Below are 17,550 nucleotides of genomic sequence, written 5' to 3'. Positions count from 1 at the left end.
TCACCGGGTCACCTCGCGGTGCGGCCGAGATCGTGCTCGGTCCCGGATCGGGTGGCTCCTCGTCACGTGCGGGCCACCCGACCCGGGAGCGGGCGTGTTCAGCCCTGGGACAACCGGTCCAGATGGCGTTCCCGGGCCTGCGCGTAGCGCTCCCGGATGCCGGGCATCGGTTCAGCGGCGTACTCCTGCGTGCCGGACGGTGTCCAGGACGGCGGCTCCCCCGTGCCCAGGGCCAACCACGCGGCCTGCCGGGCGGCACCGTCGGCGACGTACTCGCCGGGCGGTGGGACCACCACCGGGCAGCCGAAAACCTGCGCCGCGATGCGACGCACCGCCGCCGAGCGGGCGCCGCCACCGACCAGGATCACCCGACGTACTGTCGCGCCGTGGGCGGCGAGCGCGTCGAGCCCGTCGGCGAGGGCGCAGAGCATCCCCTCCACGGCGGCCCGGGCCAGGTGCGCCGGGGTCGAGGTGCGCAGGGTCAGCCCGTGCACCGCACCGGTGGCGTCCGGCCGGTTCGGGGTCCGTTCCCCCTCCAGGTACGGAACCATGACCAGCCCGTCCGCGCCGGGCGGCGCGGACAGCGCCAGGTCGGCCAGCTCGTCCAGACTGACCCGCAGCATCGCGGCGGCGGCGTCCAGCACCCGGGCCGCGTTCAGCGTGCAGACCAGCGGCAGGAACCGGCCGGTCACGTCGGCGAAGCCGGCGACGATGCCGCTCGGATCGGCCGCCGGGGCGTCCGCGATGCTGAAGACCGTGCCGGAGGTACCGATCGACACCACCACGTCGCCCGGGCGGGCACCGACGCCGAAGCCGGCGGCGGCGTTGTCGCCCGCGCCCGGCCCGAGCAGCGCCCCGTTCGGGTCGGCGGCGGAAACGGCACCGGACAACGCCGCCGGAGCCAACCGGCCGGCGGTTTCGGCAGGGCCGAGCACCGTGGGCACCCGCACCGCCCGGCCGAGCGCCCGTTCCAGCAGGTCCGGCCGGTACTCACCGGTGGCCGGGGACCAGTAGCCGGTGCCGCTGGCGTCGCTGCGGTCGGTACGCAGCGCGTCCAGCCCGGGAGCACCGGCCAGTCGCCAGGTCAACCAGTCGTGCGGCAGGCAGACCGCCGCCACCCGATCGGCGTTCGCGGGCTCGTTGCGGGCCAGCCAGCGCAGCTTGGTGACGGTGAAGCTGGCCACCGGCACGCTGCCCACCGCGTCGGCCCAGAACCGGCGGCCGGCCTCCCCCTCGCCCGCCTCCTGGATCAGCTCGGCCGCCGCACCGGCCGACCGGGTGTCGTTCCACAGCAGCGCCGGCCGGATCACCTCGCCGGCCTCGTCGAGGCAGACCATGCCGTGCTGCTGGCCGGCCACGGAGACCGCGGCGACGTCGGCCAACCCGCCGGCGGCGTCGATCGCCGTCCGGAGGGCCGACCACCAGGCCGACGGGTCGACCTCGGTGCCGTCCGGGTGCGGTGCCCGGCCCTGCCGGACCAGGGCACCGGTCTCCGCGTCCCGGACGACCACCTTGCAGGACTGGGTGGAGGAGTCCACCCCGGCGACGAGCGGCATGCCGACCGCCTCAGCGCGCGCCGAGCAGGTGCTCGACGGCGAGCTGGTTCAGCCGGACGAAACCGAAGCCCTTGGCGGCCACCGCGTCGACGTCGAACTCCTCGAACGCGCTGGTGTCGGCGAGCAGCTCGGTGTAGCCCTCGCCCTCGCCGAGGGTCGGCACGCCCAGCTCGGCGACCTTGCTCGCGGCCAGCGCCTCGGCCACCTCCGGGTCGGCCCGGAACGCCGCGGCCCGCTCCTTGAGCAGCAGGTAGGTGCTCATGTTCGCGGCGGCCGAGGCCCAGACACCGTCGACGTCCTCGGTGCGCGAGGGCTTGTAGTCGAAGTGGCGGGGGCCGTCGTAGCCGGGGCCGCCGGCCGTGCCGCCGTGCTCCAGCAGGTCGACCAGGGCGAAGGCGTTGAGCAGGTCGCCGTGACCGAAGACCAGGTCCTGGTCGTACTTGACGCCACGCTGACCGTTGAGGTCGATGTGGAACAGCTTGCCCTGCCAGAGCGCCTGGGCGATGCCGTGGACGAAGTTCAGCCCGGCCATCTGCTCGTGGCCGACCTCCGGGTTCAGGCCGACCCGCTCCGGGTGGGCGAGGGTGGAGATGAACGCCAGGGCGTGCCCGACGGTGGGCAGCAGGATGTCACCGCGCGGCTCGTTCGGCTTGGGCTCCAGCGCGAAGCGCAGGTCGTAGCCGCGGTCGATGACGTACTGGCAGAGCAGGTCCACCGCCTCGCGGTAGCGCTCCAGCGCGGCCTGGACGTCCTTGGCGACGTCGTACTCGCCGCCCTCCCGGCCGCCCCACATGACGAAGGTCTTCGCGCCCAGCTCGGCGGCGAGATCGATGTTGCGCAGCACCTTGCGCAACGCGTACCGCCGGACGTCGCGGTCGTTGCTGGTGAAGCCACCGTCCTTGAAGACCGGCTGCTGGAACAGGTCGGTGGTGACCATCGGTACCACCAGGCCGGTCTCGTCGAGCGCCTTGCGGAACCGGGCGATCTGGGCGTCCCGGGTGGCGGCGTCCGCGCCGAACGGCACCAGGTCGTCGTCGTGGAAGGTGACGCCGTACGCGCCCAGCTCGGCGAGCCGGTGCACCGACTCCACCGGATCCAACGCGGCTCGGGTGGCGTGGCCGAACGGGTCGCGGCCCTGCCAGCCGACCGTCCAGAGCCCGAAGGAGAACTTGTCGGCAGGGGTGGGACGGGGTGCCATGGCAGACCTCCGGTGGTGTCATCCGCTATTTGTTCAGTGGTTGAATTAAATGACTGCGGTGTGGCAGTGTCAAGGGGTGACCTCACCCGCAGCCCCGGCCGGCGCGGTGCGGCAGGGCAGCCTGCGTGAGCTGAATCTCGCCCTCGTGCTCGGCCGCATCGCCGCCGCCCGTCGCCCCCCGTCGCGGGCGGCGCTGGCCGCCGACACCGGCCTCACCCGGGCCACTGTGTCGGCCGTGGTGGAGGACCTCGTCGCCGGCCGGCTCGTCACCGAGGCGGATCCGACGCCACGGGCCGGTGCCGGTCGTCCGGCGCGCGGTCTGATGCTGGCCGGCGACGGTCCGGCCGGTCTCGGCCTGGAGATCAACGTCGACTACCTCGCCGCGTGCGTCGTCGACCTCTCCGGTCAGGTCCGGCACCACACCGTGCACCGGGCCGACCTGCGACCCGTGTCACCGGCCGAGGCTCTCGGCCAGCTCGCCGAGCTGGCCCGCCGGGCCCGCGTCGACGCCGAGGCCCACGGTTTGACCCTGGCCGGTGCCGCCCTGGGGGTGCCCGGCCTGGTCGACGACGCCGGGCGGGTCCGCCTCGCGCCGAACCTGGGCTGGCGAGACGTACCGGTGCCGGAACTGCTGGCCGACCATCCCCCACTGACCGAGCGGGTCGACGGGGTGCCGCCCCTGGTGGTGGACAACGAGGCCAACCTCGCCGCGTTGGGCGAGCTGCATGCCGGTGCCGCGCCGGGCAGCTTCCTGCACATCTCCGGCGAGGTCGGCATCGGTGCGGGCATCGTCCTCGACGGCGCGCTGTTCCGGGGGACCCGTGGTTGGAGCGGCGAGATCGGGCACATCCCGGTCCGCCCGGACGGGCCACCCTGCCGCTGCGGCGGCCGGGGCTGTCTGGAGCTCTACGCCGGGCAGGAGGCGATCCTGTCCGCCGCCGGCCTGGCCGGCGCGGACCTGCCCGCCGACCGGGCCTCGACCCGGCTGACCCAGCTCGCCGTCGCCGAGCATCCCGCCGTGCTGCGCGCCCTGGCCGAGGCCGGTACGGCGATCGGGGTCACCGTGGCGAGCGTGGTCAACCTGCTGGACCTCGACACGGTGGTGCTCGGCGGTGGCTATGCCCCGCTCACCGGCTGGCTCCGGCCGCCCGTACTCGCCGAGATCGAACGCCGGGTGCTCACCGCGGCGTGGTCGCCGGTCACCGTCCGACCGGCCACCCTGGGCGCCACCGCCGCGGCGGTGGGAGCGGCCGGCTCGGTGGTACGTCGAATCATCGCTCGCCCCGGCGGCTGGCTGGCCCGGCTCTGACGCGCTCGACCGGGGCACCTCGGCAACGGCTCGGTACGCTTGTTCGCAGGCAACCAACCGTGACCCCCCGAGGAGTGCACCACCGGTATGCGTACTGGTCGACAGTGCCTGGAGCCGGGCGTCCGCCGATGACCAGCACCCGACCCGGCCCCATCGCCGGCGTGGCCGGCGAAGACCGGTCGGAGCACACCGCCGCCGAGGCGCCGCGCCCCACGTCACCCGTGGACGCCGACCTCGCCCGTGAGCTCCTCGACGGGCTCGGTGAGGCGGTGCTGACCACCGACGACGCCGGGCTGGTCGTGCTGGTGAACGCGATGGCCGGAGAGTTGCTGCCGGAGATCGTCGTCGGCACCGACCTGACCGGTTGTCCGCTCGCGGCCCTGGCGGCCGCAACCGCCACCGGTGCGGACGACTTCGATGCCGAGCACCTCGGTCGGCGACTGCGCGGGGTCCGCCGCACGCTCGGTGGTAACCGGTCCGCCTGGTACGTGCGGGACGTCACCGACGAGCACGCCCGCGAGACGGAGCTGCTCGCCGAGCGCCGGCGTACCCGGTTCCTGGCCGACGCCGGCCGTCAGCTCGGCCTGGCACTGGAGGGTGACCAGGCGCTGCACGCCGTGGCCACCCTGCCCGTGCCCTACCTGGCCGACCTGGCCTTGGTGGTGTACCTGCCACCGACACCCACCGAGCATCGGCCGCACTGGGTCCGGCAGACCGTTGACCACAGCGCGCCGGCCAGCGGAACGGTCGGCTGGGACGTGGTCACTGCCGTACCCGGACTCGTCGAGGCCCTCGACGGCGAGCCCGCCGACCCACGACCCTGGCCGGCCATCGCACGGGAGGGAATCGACCAGTTGGTCCCGGCGGAGCTCGACCCGAGCGCCCTGCTGGTCAGCCCGATCCCCGGCGCCGGTCGGACGGCCGGCGCCCTGGTGCTGCTCCGCCGATCGGGGCGGGCCGGCTTCGACCGCCGCGACGTCGAGCTGGTCCGGGAGTTCGCCGCCCGAGCCGGTGCCGCCCTGGCCACCGCGCAACTGCACGACGAACAGAGCCACCTCGCCCGGGTTCTCCAGCACAGCCTGCTGCCGCCGCGGCTGCCCACGGTGGCCGGCGTGCGCCTGGCCGGGGGCTACCGCGCGGCCGGGGACGGACTGCGCATCGGTGGCGACTTCTACGACGTCCTGCCGACCGGCGACGGTGCGCTGTTCGCCGTCGGCGACGTCTGCGGCAAGGGCGTGGGTGCGGCCGTGCTCACCGGCCGGGTACGCCAGTCGTTGCAGACCCTACGACTGGTCGAACGGCAACCGCAGGAACTGCTCCGGCTGCTCGACCGGGCACTGCTCGACCTGCCGGACACGAACCGGCGCGGACAGTTCACCACCCTGCTGCTGGGCGCCCTGCGCGTCGGACCCGAGGGCGAACTGCGGTTGCGGATCGCCGGGGGCGGGCATCCGGCACCCCTCGTGGTGCGTGCCGACGGAACGGTGGCCGCACTTCAGGTGGGCGGAATGCCGGTCGGTGCGTTGCCCGGTGCCCGGTTCGCCGCCGCCGACCTTCGGCTGGGCCCCGGCGAACTGCTCTTCACCCGCACCGACGGGGTCGCCGATGCCCGGGGCGGCCCGCACGGCGCGGAGGTCTTCGGCGAGCGGCGGCTACGCCGGACGCTGGCGGCCGGCGCCGGGCTGCCCCCGGCGACGCTCGTCGACCGCGTGCTTCGGGAGATCGACACGTGGTGTGCCGGGCACCGCCACGACGACATCGCGATGCTGGCGATCGGTCCCGCGGACTGACCCGGGCGGCAGCACCGACGGTAGCCGGCCCGGTCAGGCCGTCCGGAAGACGGAGGCCTCCCCCGCTGCCCAGCCACGCGGTGCCGCCTCGACGGCCTCCCGGCCTTCCGGCTGTTCCGCACGTGGTTCCTCGGGCTGCGGCACCAGCGGCGACACCGGTCGTACGACCCGAGCGCGGGCGGCCTCGTCAAAGGCACGGAGCCCGCGTAGCAGCGCCTCCCGGGCTTCGGGAGTCATGTCGGCCAGGATCGCCGCCAGGTGCTGACGACGGTCGTCGCGCAGCTCAGCCAGCAACCGGCAGGCCTCGGCGGTCAGATGCAGCGAGATCTCCCGCCGATCGGCGCGGCCCGGCTCCCGCTCCAGCATTCCAGCGGCGACCAGCCGGTCACACAGTCGGCTGGCCGACGAGAGCAGCATGTCCAGACCGGCGGCGAGGCGCCGCAGGTTTATCCCGTCATGCCGTTCGACGAGCATGACGGCGCGAAGCTGGGCGGTGGAGATGCGGTTGGCCGTCCGTTCCCGCGCACCGTCCCAGACCGTCAGCAGGGCACCTGCCGCGGCATCCAGCTCGGCAGCCATACTCATCTCGGGTCCCGGTGGACCATGCAGTTCCGCCATGGTGCGCCTGAGCGTACCCCGATTCCGTCGGTGGTTGGGCTTGTGATCAAGGAGGGACCATGAGCGAGCCGGTCGACAAGGGCCGCGCGGCCATCACCGCCGCGCCCGTGGACCTCCTCGTGACGCGCGTCGGGGAGCTGTTCGAGCGGGAGTACGGCATCACCGACACCGATCTCCTCCAGGTCGACTACCGGCTGGCGGCGCTGCTGCCGCTGGGCGGCGGGGACGCGGTGACCACGCCCGGGCACCCGGCCTGGCGCTGCTTCGACCACCAGAGCCCGACCCACGCCGACGGCATCGGGTACCTGCCGGTGAGCATGCGTGGCGAACGGCGGGGTGTGCTCCGGGTCACGCCGGTCACCGAAGCCCGACTTGCCGAGCTGGCGGAGGTCGCCACCGCGCTGGCCCACGAGCTGGCCGCCGTCGACGCCGGCACGGACGTGTACCGGGTGGCCCGGCGCAGTCGCCGACTCACCCTCGCCGCCGAGGTGCAGTGGGAACTGCTGCCGGGGCGTAGCCGGCTGCGTCCCTCCTTCAGCCTCGCCGGTCAGCTGGAGCCGGCGTACGCGGTGCGTGGCGACAGCTTCGACTGGTCCGACGACGGGGAGCGGGTCTGGCTGGCCACCATCAACGGGATGGGTGAGGGGGTCGCCGCGTCCATGCTCACCACCCTCGCGACCTGTGCGCTGCGCAACGCCCGCCGGGCCGGCATTCCCCTGGCCGACCAGGCCGCCCTCGCCGACCAGGCGATCTACGACCTGCACCGGGGTGAGCAGTACCTCGCGACCCTGCTGCTCGAACTGGATCTGCGCACCGGGCGGCTCACCGCCGTCGACGCCGGCTCGCCCCGGCTCGTGCTGCTCCGGGACGGCGAGGTCAGCATCCAGCCGCTGGAGGAGCAGTTCCCGCTCGGCATGTTCGAGGGAACCAACTACCGCGAGCAGTTCGTCCAGCTCCAGCGCGGCGACCGACTGTTCATGATCAGTGACGGGGTGATCGAGGCGGCCGGGAGCGCCGAGCAGTACGGTCAGACCGCGCTGGACCGGATGTTGCGCCGGACCGCACCGATGGCGGCGCTGGACGCCGTCCGCTCCCTGCTCGGCGACCTACGGGCCTTCGTCGCCGGTGATCTCACCGACGACGCCGTCGTGGTCTGCCTGGACTGGCTCGGCCCGCAGCCGTGAGACCTGCCCGCCGGGTCAGTACGCGCCGCGGCTGTTCACCACCGCGCCGACGGTCTTCCACAGGATCGTCAGGTCGGCGGCGAGCGACCAGTTCTCCACGTAGTAGAGGTCGAGCCGGATGCCGTCCTCCCAGCTCAGATCGGAGCGGCCGCTGACCTGCCAGAGCCCGGTCATCCCCGGCTTGACCAGTAGCCGACGGGCGACGTCGCCGTCGTAACGGGCGACCTCGGAGGGCAGCGGCGGCCGGGGACCGACCAGGCTCATCTGCCCCAGCAGGACGTTCACCAGTTGCGGCAACTCGTCCAGTGACCACTTGCGCAACAGCCGACCGACCCGGGTCACCCGGGGGTCGTCCCGCATCTTGAACAACAGGCCGTCGGTCTCGTTGCGGGCGGCCAACTCCGCCAGCAGCACGTCCGCGTTGACCACCATGGTGCGGAACTTGAAGACGCCGAACTCCTGGCCGCCCTGCCCGACCCGAATCTGGCGGAACAGCACCGGGCCTCGGCTGTCCAGTTTCACGGCCAACGCGATGACCACCAGCAGGGGCAGCAAGAGGGCCAGGGCGACAAGCGACATCGACCGGTCGACGAACCCCTTGACCAGCTTGCGGACACCACGGAACTCGGGGGCCTCCACGTGGATCAGTGGCAGGCCGGCGACGGGCCGGGTGTGGATGCGCGGGCCGGCCACGTCGGTCAGCGCCGGAGCCAGCACCAGGTCGATGCCGGTGCCCTCCAGTTGCCAACCGAGCCGACGCAGCCGGGTCGCGGTCAGCTCCCCGCAGGCGGTGACGGCGACCGTGTCCGCGCCGATCGCGGCGGCGGCCTCCGGGATGGCCCGGAACGAGCCGACCACCGGCACGTCGCCGAGCCGCTGGGCGACCGGGGCGAGCAGGGCGTCCGGGATGCAGGCACCGACGACCTGGTAGCCGGCGTAGGGCTCGCGGCGCAGGGTGTGCACCAGCTCCAGCACGTGGGCGGTGTCACCGACCACCAGCACCCGCCGCGACCAGCCCGACCCCTGCGATCGCGCGCGGTGCAGGCGCTTACGGGCGGCGAACCGGGCCACCTCCAGACCGATCGTGCCCACCGCGAAGGTGATGGCCAGGAAGCCCCGGGAGACCCCGACGTCGGCGACGTAGCCCGCGATCGCGGTGGCGCCGGCCAGCCGCAGACTCGCCATGCTCACCCGCCGGTACTCGTCCGCACCGTAACCCACCACCCGGTCGTCGTAGCAGCGCAGGGCCTTCAGCGAGACCAGCCAGGCCAGCACGAGCGCCGGGGCGACCAGGACGTACGGCACCGGGCCGCGGGGTGCGGCCTCACCGAACCGGACGGCGTAGCCGACCAGCACCGCCACCGCCAGCACGGCGGTGTCCAGCACCACGAGCGTCCGGACGTACGCCCGCTGGTCGGTGCGCACCGGTCGCCCCGGCGCCGGGGCATTCTGCGGTCGCGATGACGATCTGACCGGGGTCAACAGCGTCGCCGAGGTCACCGGCCCTCCCACTTCGCTCGCCGACGGCACGGGCCCGGCCGGGAAGGTCGGGTCTGCCGATGCACGACGACATCCTGCCTTGACAACCATGACTACCAATTGCTTCCGACGTATTGCCGTCAGTTTCCAAGGCGTAGGACAACGAGAAAGGGGCCTGTGGTACCGGCGGAATCGGTACCACAGGCCCCTTTTCGGGGTGTCTCAGGTCAGGCGGGTGCCTTCCGCAGCGCGATCGCCCGGAGGAAGATGTCACCGATCTTGGTGGGATCCGTGGCGACGAACGCACCGCCACCGGCGCTCTTCGCGATGGTGTCCAGCTCCGACTTGCTGACCTCGGTGCCGATACCGATGATGATCACCTGGATCGGCTGTTCCGGATCCTTGATCCGCTTGAGCTCGGCGAGCAGGGCCTTCTGGGAGATGCCGTCGGCGTCCTCGTTCTTGCCGTCGGTGAACAGCACGATCGAGTTGACCTTGCCTGGTTCCCAGTTCGCCTGGACGTCCTTGTACGCGGCCAGCAGCGTGTCGTACAGGCCGGTGTCGCCGCTGGACGAGTCGACCCGGTCCAGGCCCCGCTCCAACTCGCTGCGCTGCCGCGACAACGGCGCGATCGGCACCAACTCCTGGTAGTCCCGCGAGCCCACCAGGTTCGTCGAGAAGACCCACAGGCCGATCGACCAGGAGTCGTCGAACAGGTTCAGCCCGCGCCGGGCCGCCTCCGTGGTGACCTGCTGTCGGGTCGCCCCGTTGGCGGTCGGCACCTCGTTCTTCATCGAGCCGGAGACGTCGATGATGCAGAGCATCCGGCCGGACAGGGTGGCGATGGACCAGCTGGAGACCGCGCGCTCCACCGCGTCCGGCGCCAGCCCACCGGCGGCGACGCCGCCCTGGGCCGGAGGCGCGACGGAAGCGTCCCCACCGGCCGGGCTCGGCGCGCCCTGCGGCGCGTCGAAACCGGTGCCCCAGTTGCCGTCCGGCGCCCGCAGCGACTGCGCGGCCAGCTTGTCCTTGAACGACGTCGTGGTCAGCGCCTCGAAAAGCACCCCGGCGGCGGACGCCTTGGCCGGCTCGATCCCGGGCAGCACCGCGTACGGGTAGTCCAGCGGCAGTGGCGCCGGCTTCAGGTAGAGCGCCGCCAGCGGCACCGGAGGCTTCCGGGCGTTGTACTGGATGACGTCCTCCTCGGACAGCGCCGCCGCACCGAGGGCGCTGGCCAGGGTGGTGGCGTCGCTGGCCGTCGGGAACTTGGCGAGCAGGTCCTGGCGCAGCGCCGAGGCGCCCGCGGCCAACGCCCGCAGCGCGCCGACGCGCTCCTGCTCGGCGGTCTCGCCACCGGTCGACGCCGCGGCGGTCATCATCGACAACAGGCCGGACAGTCCGGCGGCGTCCCGGGTCGGCTCCACGATGCCGGTCTTCAGCGGCCGATCACTGTTGAGGCGCGTCAGCAGGTCGGTCCAGCCGAGCTCCTGCTGCGGCCAGCCCAACCGGGTGGCGATCGGCTCCGGCATGGCGACCACCACCGGGCTGCTCGCGATGGACGAGCCGTTGCCGGGCTCGAACGCCGCCGCGCCGCCGGTCTTGAGTCGCAGCAGCCAGGTCGAGGAGTCCGGGATCCAGACGTCCGGGCTCACCGCAGTGCCACTGGCCTGGCCCACCCCGGCCAGGATCGCGCCGTGCTTGGCGGACACCACCGCGGCCACCTCGACCGGGTCGGAGGCGGCGACCGTCACATCGATGCACGTTCCATCGACTGCGGCCCCCTTCTCCTCCCACTCGGTGGCCGCCTGGTCGACCGCCGGGGCGAGCTCGCTGGCCACCGCGACGGACAGCTCGATCTTGCCCGAGCAGTCCTGGCCGGCGAGTTGGCGATAGCCGACCCACCCGCCAGCGGTGACGACGAGTACGCCGACCGCTGCTGCGGCGGCGGCACCGTGAATACTTGAACGCATGCGATGGCGGCCTGCTGACACGCAGACCATCTTGCGTATCCGACCGTTGTACTGCCATGGCCGTTCGGACGAAAGTTACAGAGGAGAAACAGTTCACCGCGATTCGGTTACTTTGAGTGATGAGTCAGCGGCGCAATGTGGATGTATCTATGTCCGAGCCACACGATCAGGGCAGAACGCAAGTAGGGCTCGCAATCGGTAGCGGCTCGCCGATGGCCACCGGCACACCGGTGGCCGGTTCGACCCGGAACGTGCGCACCATGTCCGCCCGTTCGTCGGCGACGTACAGGTGTTCGCCGATCAGGGCGAAGTGACGGGGCCACTCGCCGCCGGTCTCCACCTCCGCCACCAGTTCCGGCAGGTCCGCGCCGAGGGCGAAGACCGTCACCGTGCCGACGCCCCGGTTCGCGACGTAGAGGAAGCGGCCGTCCGGACCGATTCCGATCTCGGACGGCTGGACATGCCCGCCCCGGTCGCTGGCGTCGACCCGGCCACGTTGGTGCAGCGCCCCGTCGGTCAGCTCGTAGGCCAGCACCGAGCCGTCCAGCTCCCCCGAGACGTAGCAACGCCGCCCGTCGGGGTGCCGGGCCAGGTGCCGGGGGCCAACCCCGGGCGCGGTTCGCACCCGGGGCGCGCGTGGCACCAGTCGTCCGGTGGCGCTGTCCAGGTCGTACCGGTAGATCGAGTCGGTGCCCAGATCGACCGCCAGCAACGGCGACGCACCCGTGCCCGGCGAGACCATGTGGGCGTGCGCCCGCTCCTGGCGTTCGGGGTCGGCCCCGTGTCCCTGATGCGCCACCACATCGGTGCGCTCGCCCGGCACCCCGTCGGCGTCGAGCGGGAAGACCGTCACGCTGCCGCCGCCGTAGTTGGCCACGAACAGGTGACCACCGTCGGGCGCGACCGCCAGGTGACACGGCTCCGCTCCGCGGGTAGGCCACGAGCCGATCGGGGACAGCTCACCGTCGGTCCCGGCCAGCCATGCGCTGATCCGGCCGTCGGGCAGTTCGTTCACCGCGTACAGCACGGGTCGCGTCGGGTGGCGGGCGAGGAAGGAGGGCGAGTCGGTGACCGCGACGGTGCCCAGCGACGTCAGCTCGCCGGTACGCGGATCCCGCCGGGCGGCGACGATGCCGGTGCCGCGCCCACCGCTGGGCGCGGTGTACCCGCCGATGTGAACGATCTCGCCTCGACCTGCCACCGGTTGCCGCCCTCCGCTCGTTTCCGTCGAATCCACCTCAACAGCCTTCCCCCGACACCCCCGGATTAGACCTCTGCACCGCGACCCGGGGTGCGCCGGTCGGCTCAGGCTGTCGGTACCGGCTCGCCCCGGTGCCGCGCGACGTGTTCGACCAGGGAGATCAGCACGGTCTTGCCGGACTGCCGATCGCGGGCGTCGCAGAGCACCATCGGCACGTCCGGGTCCAGATCCAGGGCCCGGCGCACGGCCTCCAGGCTGAACCGCCGGGCGTCGTCGAAGCAGTTCACCCCCACCACGAACGGGATGCCCCGCTGCTCGAAGTAGTCGATCGAGGGGAAACAGTCGGCCAGCCGTCGGGTGTCGGCGAGCACCACCGCGCCGAGCGCCCCGAAGGCCAGTTCGTCCCAGAGGAACCAGAACCGGTCCTGTCCCGGGGTACCGAAGAGGTAGAGCTGGAGGTCGTCGTTGATGGTGATCCGTCCGAAGTCCATCGCCACCGTGGTGGTCGTCTTGGTCTCCACTCCGGAGAGATCGTCGGTGTCGATGCCGGCGTCCGTCAGGATCTCCTCGGTCTGCAACGGCCGGACCTCGCTCAACGCGCTCACCAGCGTCGTCTTGCCGGCACCGAAGCCGCCGGCGATGAGGATCTTCAGCGCGATGGGAACCCGGTTGCCCCGTCGCTCGCCGTCATAACGCACGGAGTCCATCGACCACCGCCTTGAGGATGTCGTTGTCGGGTAGGTACGTGGCGCGCGGTGGCTGGTGCACGGCGACCAGTCCGCGGGACAACAGATCACCGAGCAGCACCCGGACCACGCCGATCGCCAGGTCGAGGTCCGCGGCGAGCTCCACGACCGGGGTACCGCGGCCGGCCAGTTCCACCAGCAGCCGGTGCTCAGGATGCAGCTCCGGGTAGGCCGCGAGGTCCGGATCCGGCTTCGCCAACACGTACGCGACCAGATCGAGCCCGTCGGTGCTGGGGCGGGCCCGCCCGCCGGTCAGCGTGTACGGCCGCACCACCGGCCCGGCATCGTCATCGAGCCACTCATGCCGGTGCCCGGGTAGCTCAGTCCGCATCGGCGGTACCCGCAGCCGCCCGGGCCGGCGCCCCCAGGTTCTCGCCCACCCGGGTCACCAGCATCGCCATCTCGTACGCCACCAGACCGATGTCCGCGTCGGCGTCGCTGGCGACCGCCAGGCACGCGCCCTGGCCCGCCGCGGTGACGAAGAGGTACGCGGACTCCATCTCCACGACGGTCTGCCGCACCGGTCCACCGGTGAGGTGCCGGCTCGCGCCCCGGGCCAGGCTGGACAGGCCGGACGCCAGCGCACAGAGGTGCTCGGCATCGGCGGTGCCCAGGCCCGCGGAGGAGCCCAGCAGGAGTCCGTCGGCCGACAGCACCACGGCCTGCCGCGCGGTCGGCACCCGCTCCAGCAGATCGTCCAGCAACCAGTCGAGATCTGCGTTCTGCCTCGTCGACTGCATCAGGCGTCCCTCTCAGTCACGGTCGGGGAATTCGCCGGCGCCGATTCGGTGGCCGGCAGGGCGCCGGGCGGCGCGGTGCTGCTGTCTTGACCCACCGGGCCCGTTCCGGCCGGCTCGGGAGCCGGCACGGCGGAGCCGGCCCGGTCGGTCGGGTCAGCCGCAGCCGCACCGGACCGGTGGTTCGGCTGCGGCGGCGACGGCTCGGTCTGGTCGGTCCCGCTGCCGGGGACCGGTCCGCCCGGGTCAGGGTTCGGGGTTCGGGCGGCGGCCAGCCGACCCCGCGCGGTGCCCGCCTGCAACGCCGACATGACCCGACGTGCCTCCTCCGGGCTGCGCGGCGCCGGATCACGCTGCGGCCGGGACAGGGTCCGGGACGCGACCACCGGTTGTCGGACGGTCGGGCCGTCGATCGCGGCCGTCCGTGCGGGCCGGGCGGTCATCGCCGGCAGTTGCACGGTGGGCGCGTCCAGCGCGGGGTCGGCACCGGGCACGTCCCGGTGCCCGGAGACCGGTCCGGCCGGCGCGTCGGCACCGCTTCCGGGTGAATCGGTGCCCGACGGCCGCGCCGATGCGGGTTGAGGTTCCGGTCCGGCCCGGACGACGGGAGCCACCTCGGCGCTGGACGGGGCGCCGTTGCCGGAATCGGTGCTCGACGGCGCCGGCTCGGCGCTGGGCGATGCGGCGGCGGTGCCGCGGCTGCGGATCCGCCGGGGCAGGCCATCGGCCTCCGCCGGCCCGACCGTCGAGCTGCCGACCTGGGTCCGGGCCGTCGTGTCGCCGACCGGGCCGCCTCCGGCCGGGCCACCGGCGGATGCGGCCGCGTCGCGCGGGACGGTGCGGCTCCGGGGCCGGGGCACCGTGGTCAGTCGGGTCGCCCGGGCCAGTCTGCGCTGCTCCGGCGTGGCGCCCTTGTCGTCGCCCGCCAGCGCCTCCGGGCCGGGCAACGGCGACGGTTCCTCCGTGATCAGTTCGGTCGGGATGAGCACCACGGCGGTGAGGCCGGTTCCCTTCGACCGTCGCAAGCGGACCCGGACGTCATGCCGGGCGGCCAGTCGCGCCACCACGAACAGACCGAGCCGGACGGTCTCGCTGGGATCGAACTCCGGCGACCGGGCCAGCTTCCGGTTCGCCTCGTCGATGGCCGCCTCGCTCATGCCGAGACCCTCGTCGGTGACGGAGAGGGCATAGCCGTGCGCCACGTGTTCACCGGAGATCTCGACCCGGGAGTCGGGTGGGGAGAACACGGTGGCGTTCTCGATCAACTCGGCGAGCAGGTGGATGATGTCCCCCACCACCCGGCCGACCGTGCCGGCGGGCTGCACCGTGGTGATGTCGACCCGGTCGTACGACTCGACCTCGGAGATCGCCCCTCGGATGAGGTCCACCATGGCGACCGGGTTGCGCCAGCCTCGACCCGGTGCGGCACCGGCGAGGATGACCAGATCCTCCGCGTGTCGACGCAGTCGGGTGGCGAGGTGGTCGACGCGGAACAGTTCGGCCAGGTGGTCGGGGTCCTCCGCGTCGCGTTCGAGCCGGTCAAGCAGCGCGATCTGCCGGTGCACCAGCCCCTGACTGCGGCGCGCGATGTTCAGGAAGACGTCGTTGAGACCACGCCGCAGGCTCACCTCGACCATGGCCGAACGGATGGCGACCTTGTGCACCTCGGTGAACGCCTGCGCGACCTGGCCGATCTCGTCGGCGCCCCGGTCGGCCACCGATGCCTCCCGAGCCAGGTCGACCTGCTCACCCTTGCGCAGCCGGTCCACCACCTCCGGCAGGCGCCGCTCGGCGTCGGCGAGCGTGCCGCGTACCAGGGTCAGCCGTTGGGCGAGAGAGCGGCCGACCCGGACCGCCACCACCAGCGAGAGCACGACGGCGATCAGGCCGAGCAGTCCCGCCGCGGCCAGCCGCACCAGGGTCCGTACCGCCATCGGCACCGACCGGTCGGCCAGGCCGTCCGCCTGGGTCAGTTCGAAGTCCCGCAGCGACTGCTGCACCGTGTCGTAGCTCGTCTGCCACACCTGCGGGTCGAGCCTGAGCCGGGCCGACGGATCCGCGGCGACGACGTCGTCCTGCATCTCCCGGAGCCGGCCGAACGCCTCCTGCTCGGTCAGCCGCTGGTACGCGGTCCGGTCCGCCTCGGGCAGGTCGGCCACCGCGGCCTCGGCCAGGAACCGCTGATTACCGATACCCTGCACGAGCAGGGTGTGCTCACCCTCGGCGAACCGGCCGGCCGTCAACACACCGGCCAGCAGCGCGTCGGTCTGGCCCAGCAGTTCCCGCGAGCGACCGAGGCTGGTCAGCGCCAACGCCTCACGGTTGAGGTCGTGGTCCGGAAGGTTGGCCAGGGCGGTGAAGGTCTGGAAGGCGGAGGTGATCATTCCGCTGTAGAGGCCGACCGCACCGGCGCGGTCGAGATCCCGACGATCGATGAAGCCGCGCCCGGCCGGCAGCGCGTCCAGCTCGCCGATGAAGCGATCGAGCCGAGCTTCGAGCAGCTCTCCGGCGGCGTCCCGCAACTGCTCCCCACTGACCCGCCGACGCAACTCGGCGATTGCCGCGTCGGTGCGGGCCCGTTGTTCCACCAGGGCCGGTAGCACGCAGTTGGCCGGCGGCTGTCCACACTCGGTGCGCGGCGAGGCGAGATGGACCACGGAGAGCCGTCGTTCCCGTTGCAGCTCGGCCACCACGGTCTCACCCGGCCGGCCGAGGTCGTACAGGAGAGTACGGGCGGCGAGCAGGTCGAGCGCCGGCCCGAAAGTGAGCGTGGTCGCGAAGATCCACAGTGCCAGCAGCGCGGTCACCGGCACGACGACCAACGCGGTCAGTTTCGAGCGGATCGGCCAGTCGCGGGTGTTCAATCGGACCTCGCCCGGAAGGGTGGCTGGAAGGGCTCCGGCACAGCCGGGCAGCGCCGTCGCCGGGGCGCACCCCGGTTGTCCCGCCGGGACGCCGGCTCGGGCGCCTTGGGCAGGATACGTAATCCGCGCCGGTCGCACTACCGTCCGTCGAGACGACCGGTACTTTGCCGAACGTCCCGGCGACGAACCGCCTGTCGGTTTCCGCCCCGCCGGCCGCCAGGTCGGGCCAGGAAAGTGCTCCGAAACGGGATTGGCGATCAGTGCGTGGCGGGAATACCTGCAGGCGAAGGAGGAGCCATGTCGCCCACGCAGATAGTCGTCACCGTCCTCGTCATCCTGGTGGTCGCCGCCATCGCCGCCGCCGTCGTCGTGGCCGGCCGCCGCCGGGCGCTCCGGCAGCGTTTCGGCCCCGAGTACGACCACGTCGTCGCCGAGCAGGACAGCCGCAGCGCCGCCGAGCGCGAGCTGCGGGACCGGGAACGCCGGCACGCCGAGCTCGAACTGGTCCCGCTCACCCCCGAGTCCCGTGCCCGGTACGCCGAGGCGTGGGAGGAGCTTCAGGTACGTTTCGTCGACGCTCCCGCCGAAACCGTCGGGCAGGCCGACGAACTGGTCAGCCGGCTGATCGCCGAACGCGGATACCCCACCGGTGAGTTCGATGACCAGATCGCCCACCTCTCCGTCGAGCACGCGCGCACGCTGGGCCACTACCGCGACGCGCACGAGATCCACCTGCGCAACTCCCGGGGCGAGGCCAGCACCGAGGATCTCCGCCAGGCCGTCGTCCACTATCGCGCCCTCTTCAGCGACCTGCTCGGCGAGGAGTCGCCGGTCGCTGCGGGGATGCCGGAACAGCGCCACCCCGATGCCGCCCACGACGCCACCAACCGCTGAGGAG

At 72.7% G+C, this 17,550-nt stretch carries 13 protein-coding genes and 1 pseudogene; 4 read left to right on the top strand and 10 right to left on the bottom strand.

Going from position 1 to position 17,550, the window contains the following annotated elements; genetic code table 11:
- Window positions 1–98: 98 nt before the first annotated feature.
- A complete protein-coding gene (gene xylB, locus O3597_RS02635; protein ID WP_281603167.1) occupies window positions 99–1,556 on the bottom strand; it encodes a xylulokinase in 1,458 nt (485 codons plus the stop codon).
- Window positions 1,557–1,566: 10 nt separating this feature from the next.
- Window positions 1,567–2,754, bottom strand: a complete 1,188-nt coding sequence (xylA, locus tag O3597_RS02630) for a xylose isomerase (protein ID WP_281603166.1) — start codon at window positions 2,752–2,754, stop codon at window positions 1,567–1,569.
- Window positions 2,755–2,803: 49 nt separating this feature from the next.
- Here xylA and O3597_RS02625 point away from each other — a divergent pair, with 49 nt between their 5' ends.
- Window positions 2,804–4,063, top strand: a complete 1,260-nt coding sequence (locus O3597_RS02625) for an ROK family protein (protein WP_281603165.1) — start codon at window positions 2,804–2,806, stop codon at window positions 4,061–4,063.
- A 128-nt stretch (window positions 4,064–4,191) separates the two neighbouring features.
- A complete protein-coding gene (locus tag O3597_RS02620) occupies window positions 4,192–5,853 on the top strand; it encodes a PP2C family protein-serine/threonine phosphatase (protein WP_281603164.1) in 1,662 nt (553 codons plus the stop codon).
- Window positions 5,854–5,886: 33 nt separating this feature from the next.
- Here O3597_RS02620 and O3597_RS02615 read toward each other — a convergent pair whose 3' ends face one another.
- A complete protein-coding gene (locus O3597_RS02615; protein ID WP_235944782.1) occupies window positions 5,887–6,438 on the bottom strand; it encodes a MarR family winged helix-turn-helix transcriptional regulator in 552 nt (183 codons plus the stop codon).
- Window positions 6,439–6,530: 92 nt separating this feature from the next.
- On the opposite strand from O3597_RS02615, the gene O3597_RS02610 reads away from it, so the two are divergent.
- A complete protein-coding gene (locus O3597_RS02610) occupies window positions 6,531–7,655 on the top strand; it encodes a PP2C family protein-serine/threonine phosphatase (RefSeq protein ID WP_281603163.1) in 1,125 nt (374 codons plus the stop codon).
- Window positions 7,656–7,670: 15 nt separating this feature from the next.
- On the opposite strand, the gene O3597_RS02605 is transcribed toward O3597_RS02610, so the two are convergent.
- The 7 genes and pseudogenes from O3597_RS02605 to O3597_RS02575 form a co-directional block, all read right to left on the bottom strand.
- Window positions 7,671–9,155: a sugar transferase gene (locus tag O3597_RS02605; RefSeq protein WP_164447596.1), complete on the bottom strand. Its 1,485-nt coding sequence runs from the start codon at window positions 9,153–9,155 to the stop codon at window positions 7,671–7,673.
- A gap of 206 nt (window positions 9,156–9,361) precedes the next feature.
- On the bottom strand, window positions 9,362–11,125 hold the full coding sequence (locus O3597_RS02600; RefSeq protein ID WP_164447597.1) for a substrate-binding domain-containing protein: 1,764 nt from the start codon (window positions 11,123–11,125) through the stop codon (window positions 9,362–9,364).
- Window positions 11,126–11,270: 145 nt separating this feature from the next.
- Window positions 11,271–12,305 (bottom strand): lactonase family protein, encoded by a 1,035-nt coding sequence (locus tag O3597_RS02595; protein ID WP_281603162.1) that lies wholly within the window; start codon window positions 12,303–12,305, stop codon window positions 11,271–11,273.
- A 104-nt stretch (window positions 12,306–12,409) separates the two neighbouring features.
- Window positions 12,410–13,012 carry an ATP/GTP-binding protein gene (locus O3597_RS02590; protein ID WP_164447599.1) on the bottom strand — a complete coding sequence of 201 codons (603 nt, stop codon included), beginning with the start codon at window positions 13,010–13,012 and terminating at the stop codon, window positions 12,410–12,412.
- Window positions 12,993–13,382: a DUF742 domain-containing protein gene (locus tag O3597_RS02585; RefSeq protein WP_281603161.1), complete on the bottom strand. Its 390-nt coding sequence runs from the start codon at window positions 13,380–13,382 to the stop codon at window positions 12,993–12,995. Before O3597_RS02585 ends, O3597_RS02590 begins: the two co-directional genes overlap by 20 nt.
- Window positions 13,372–13,791 (bottom strand): roadblock/LC7 domain-containing protein, encoded by a 420-nt coding sequence (locus tag O3597_RS02580; protein WP_208020898.1) that lies wholly within the window; start codon window positions 13,789–13,791, stop codon window positions 13,372–13,374. Before O3597_RS02580 ends, O3597_RS02585 begins: the two co-directional genes overlap by 11 nt.
- A 251-nt stretch (window positions 13,792–14,042) precedes the next feature.
- Window positions 14,043–16,652, bottom strand: a pseudogene (locus O3597_RS02575) (nitrate- and nitrite sensing domain-containing protein); the annotation flags it as partial.
- A 297-nt stretch (window positions 16,653–16,949) separates the two neighbouring features.
- Here O3597_RS02575 and O3597_RS02570 point away from each other — a divergent pair.
- On the top strand, window positions 16,950–17,546 hold the full coding sequence (locus tag O3597_RS02570) for a hypothetical protein (protein WP_281603160.1): 597 nt from the start codon (window positions 16,950–16,952) through the stop codon (window positions 17,544–17,546).
- Window positions 17,547–17,550: the final 4 nt, after the last annotated feature.

The sequence above is a fragment of the Verrucosispora sp. WMMA2044 genome (assembly GCF_027497155.1).
GTDB lineage: Bacteria > Actinomycetota > Actinomycetes > Mycobacteriales > Micromonosporaceae > Micromonospora > Micromonospora palythoicola.
Note: the sequence above shows the minus strand (reverse complement) of the source record. Positions and strands in the feature narration are given on the sequence as shown.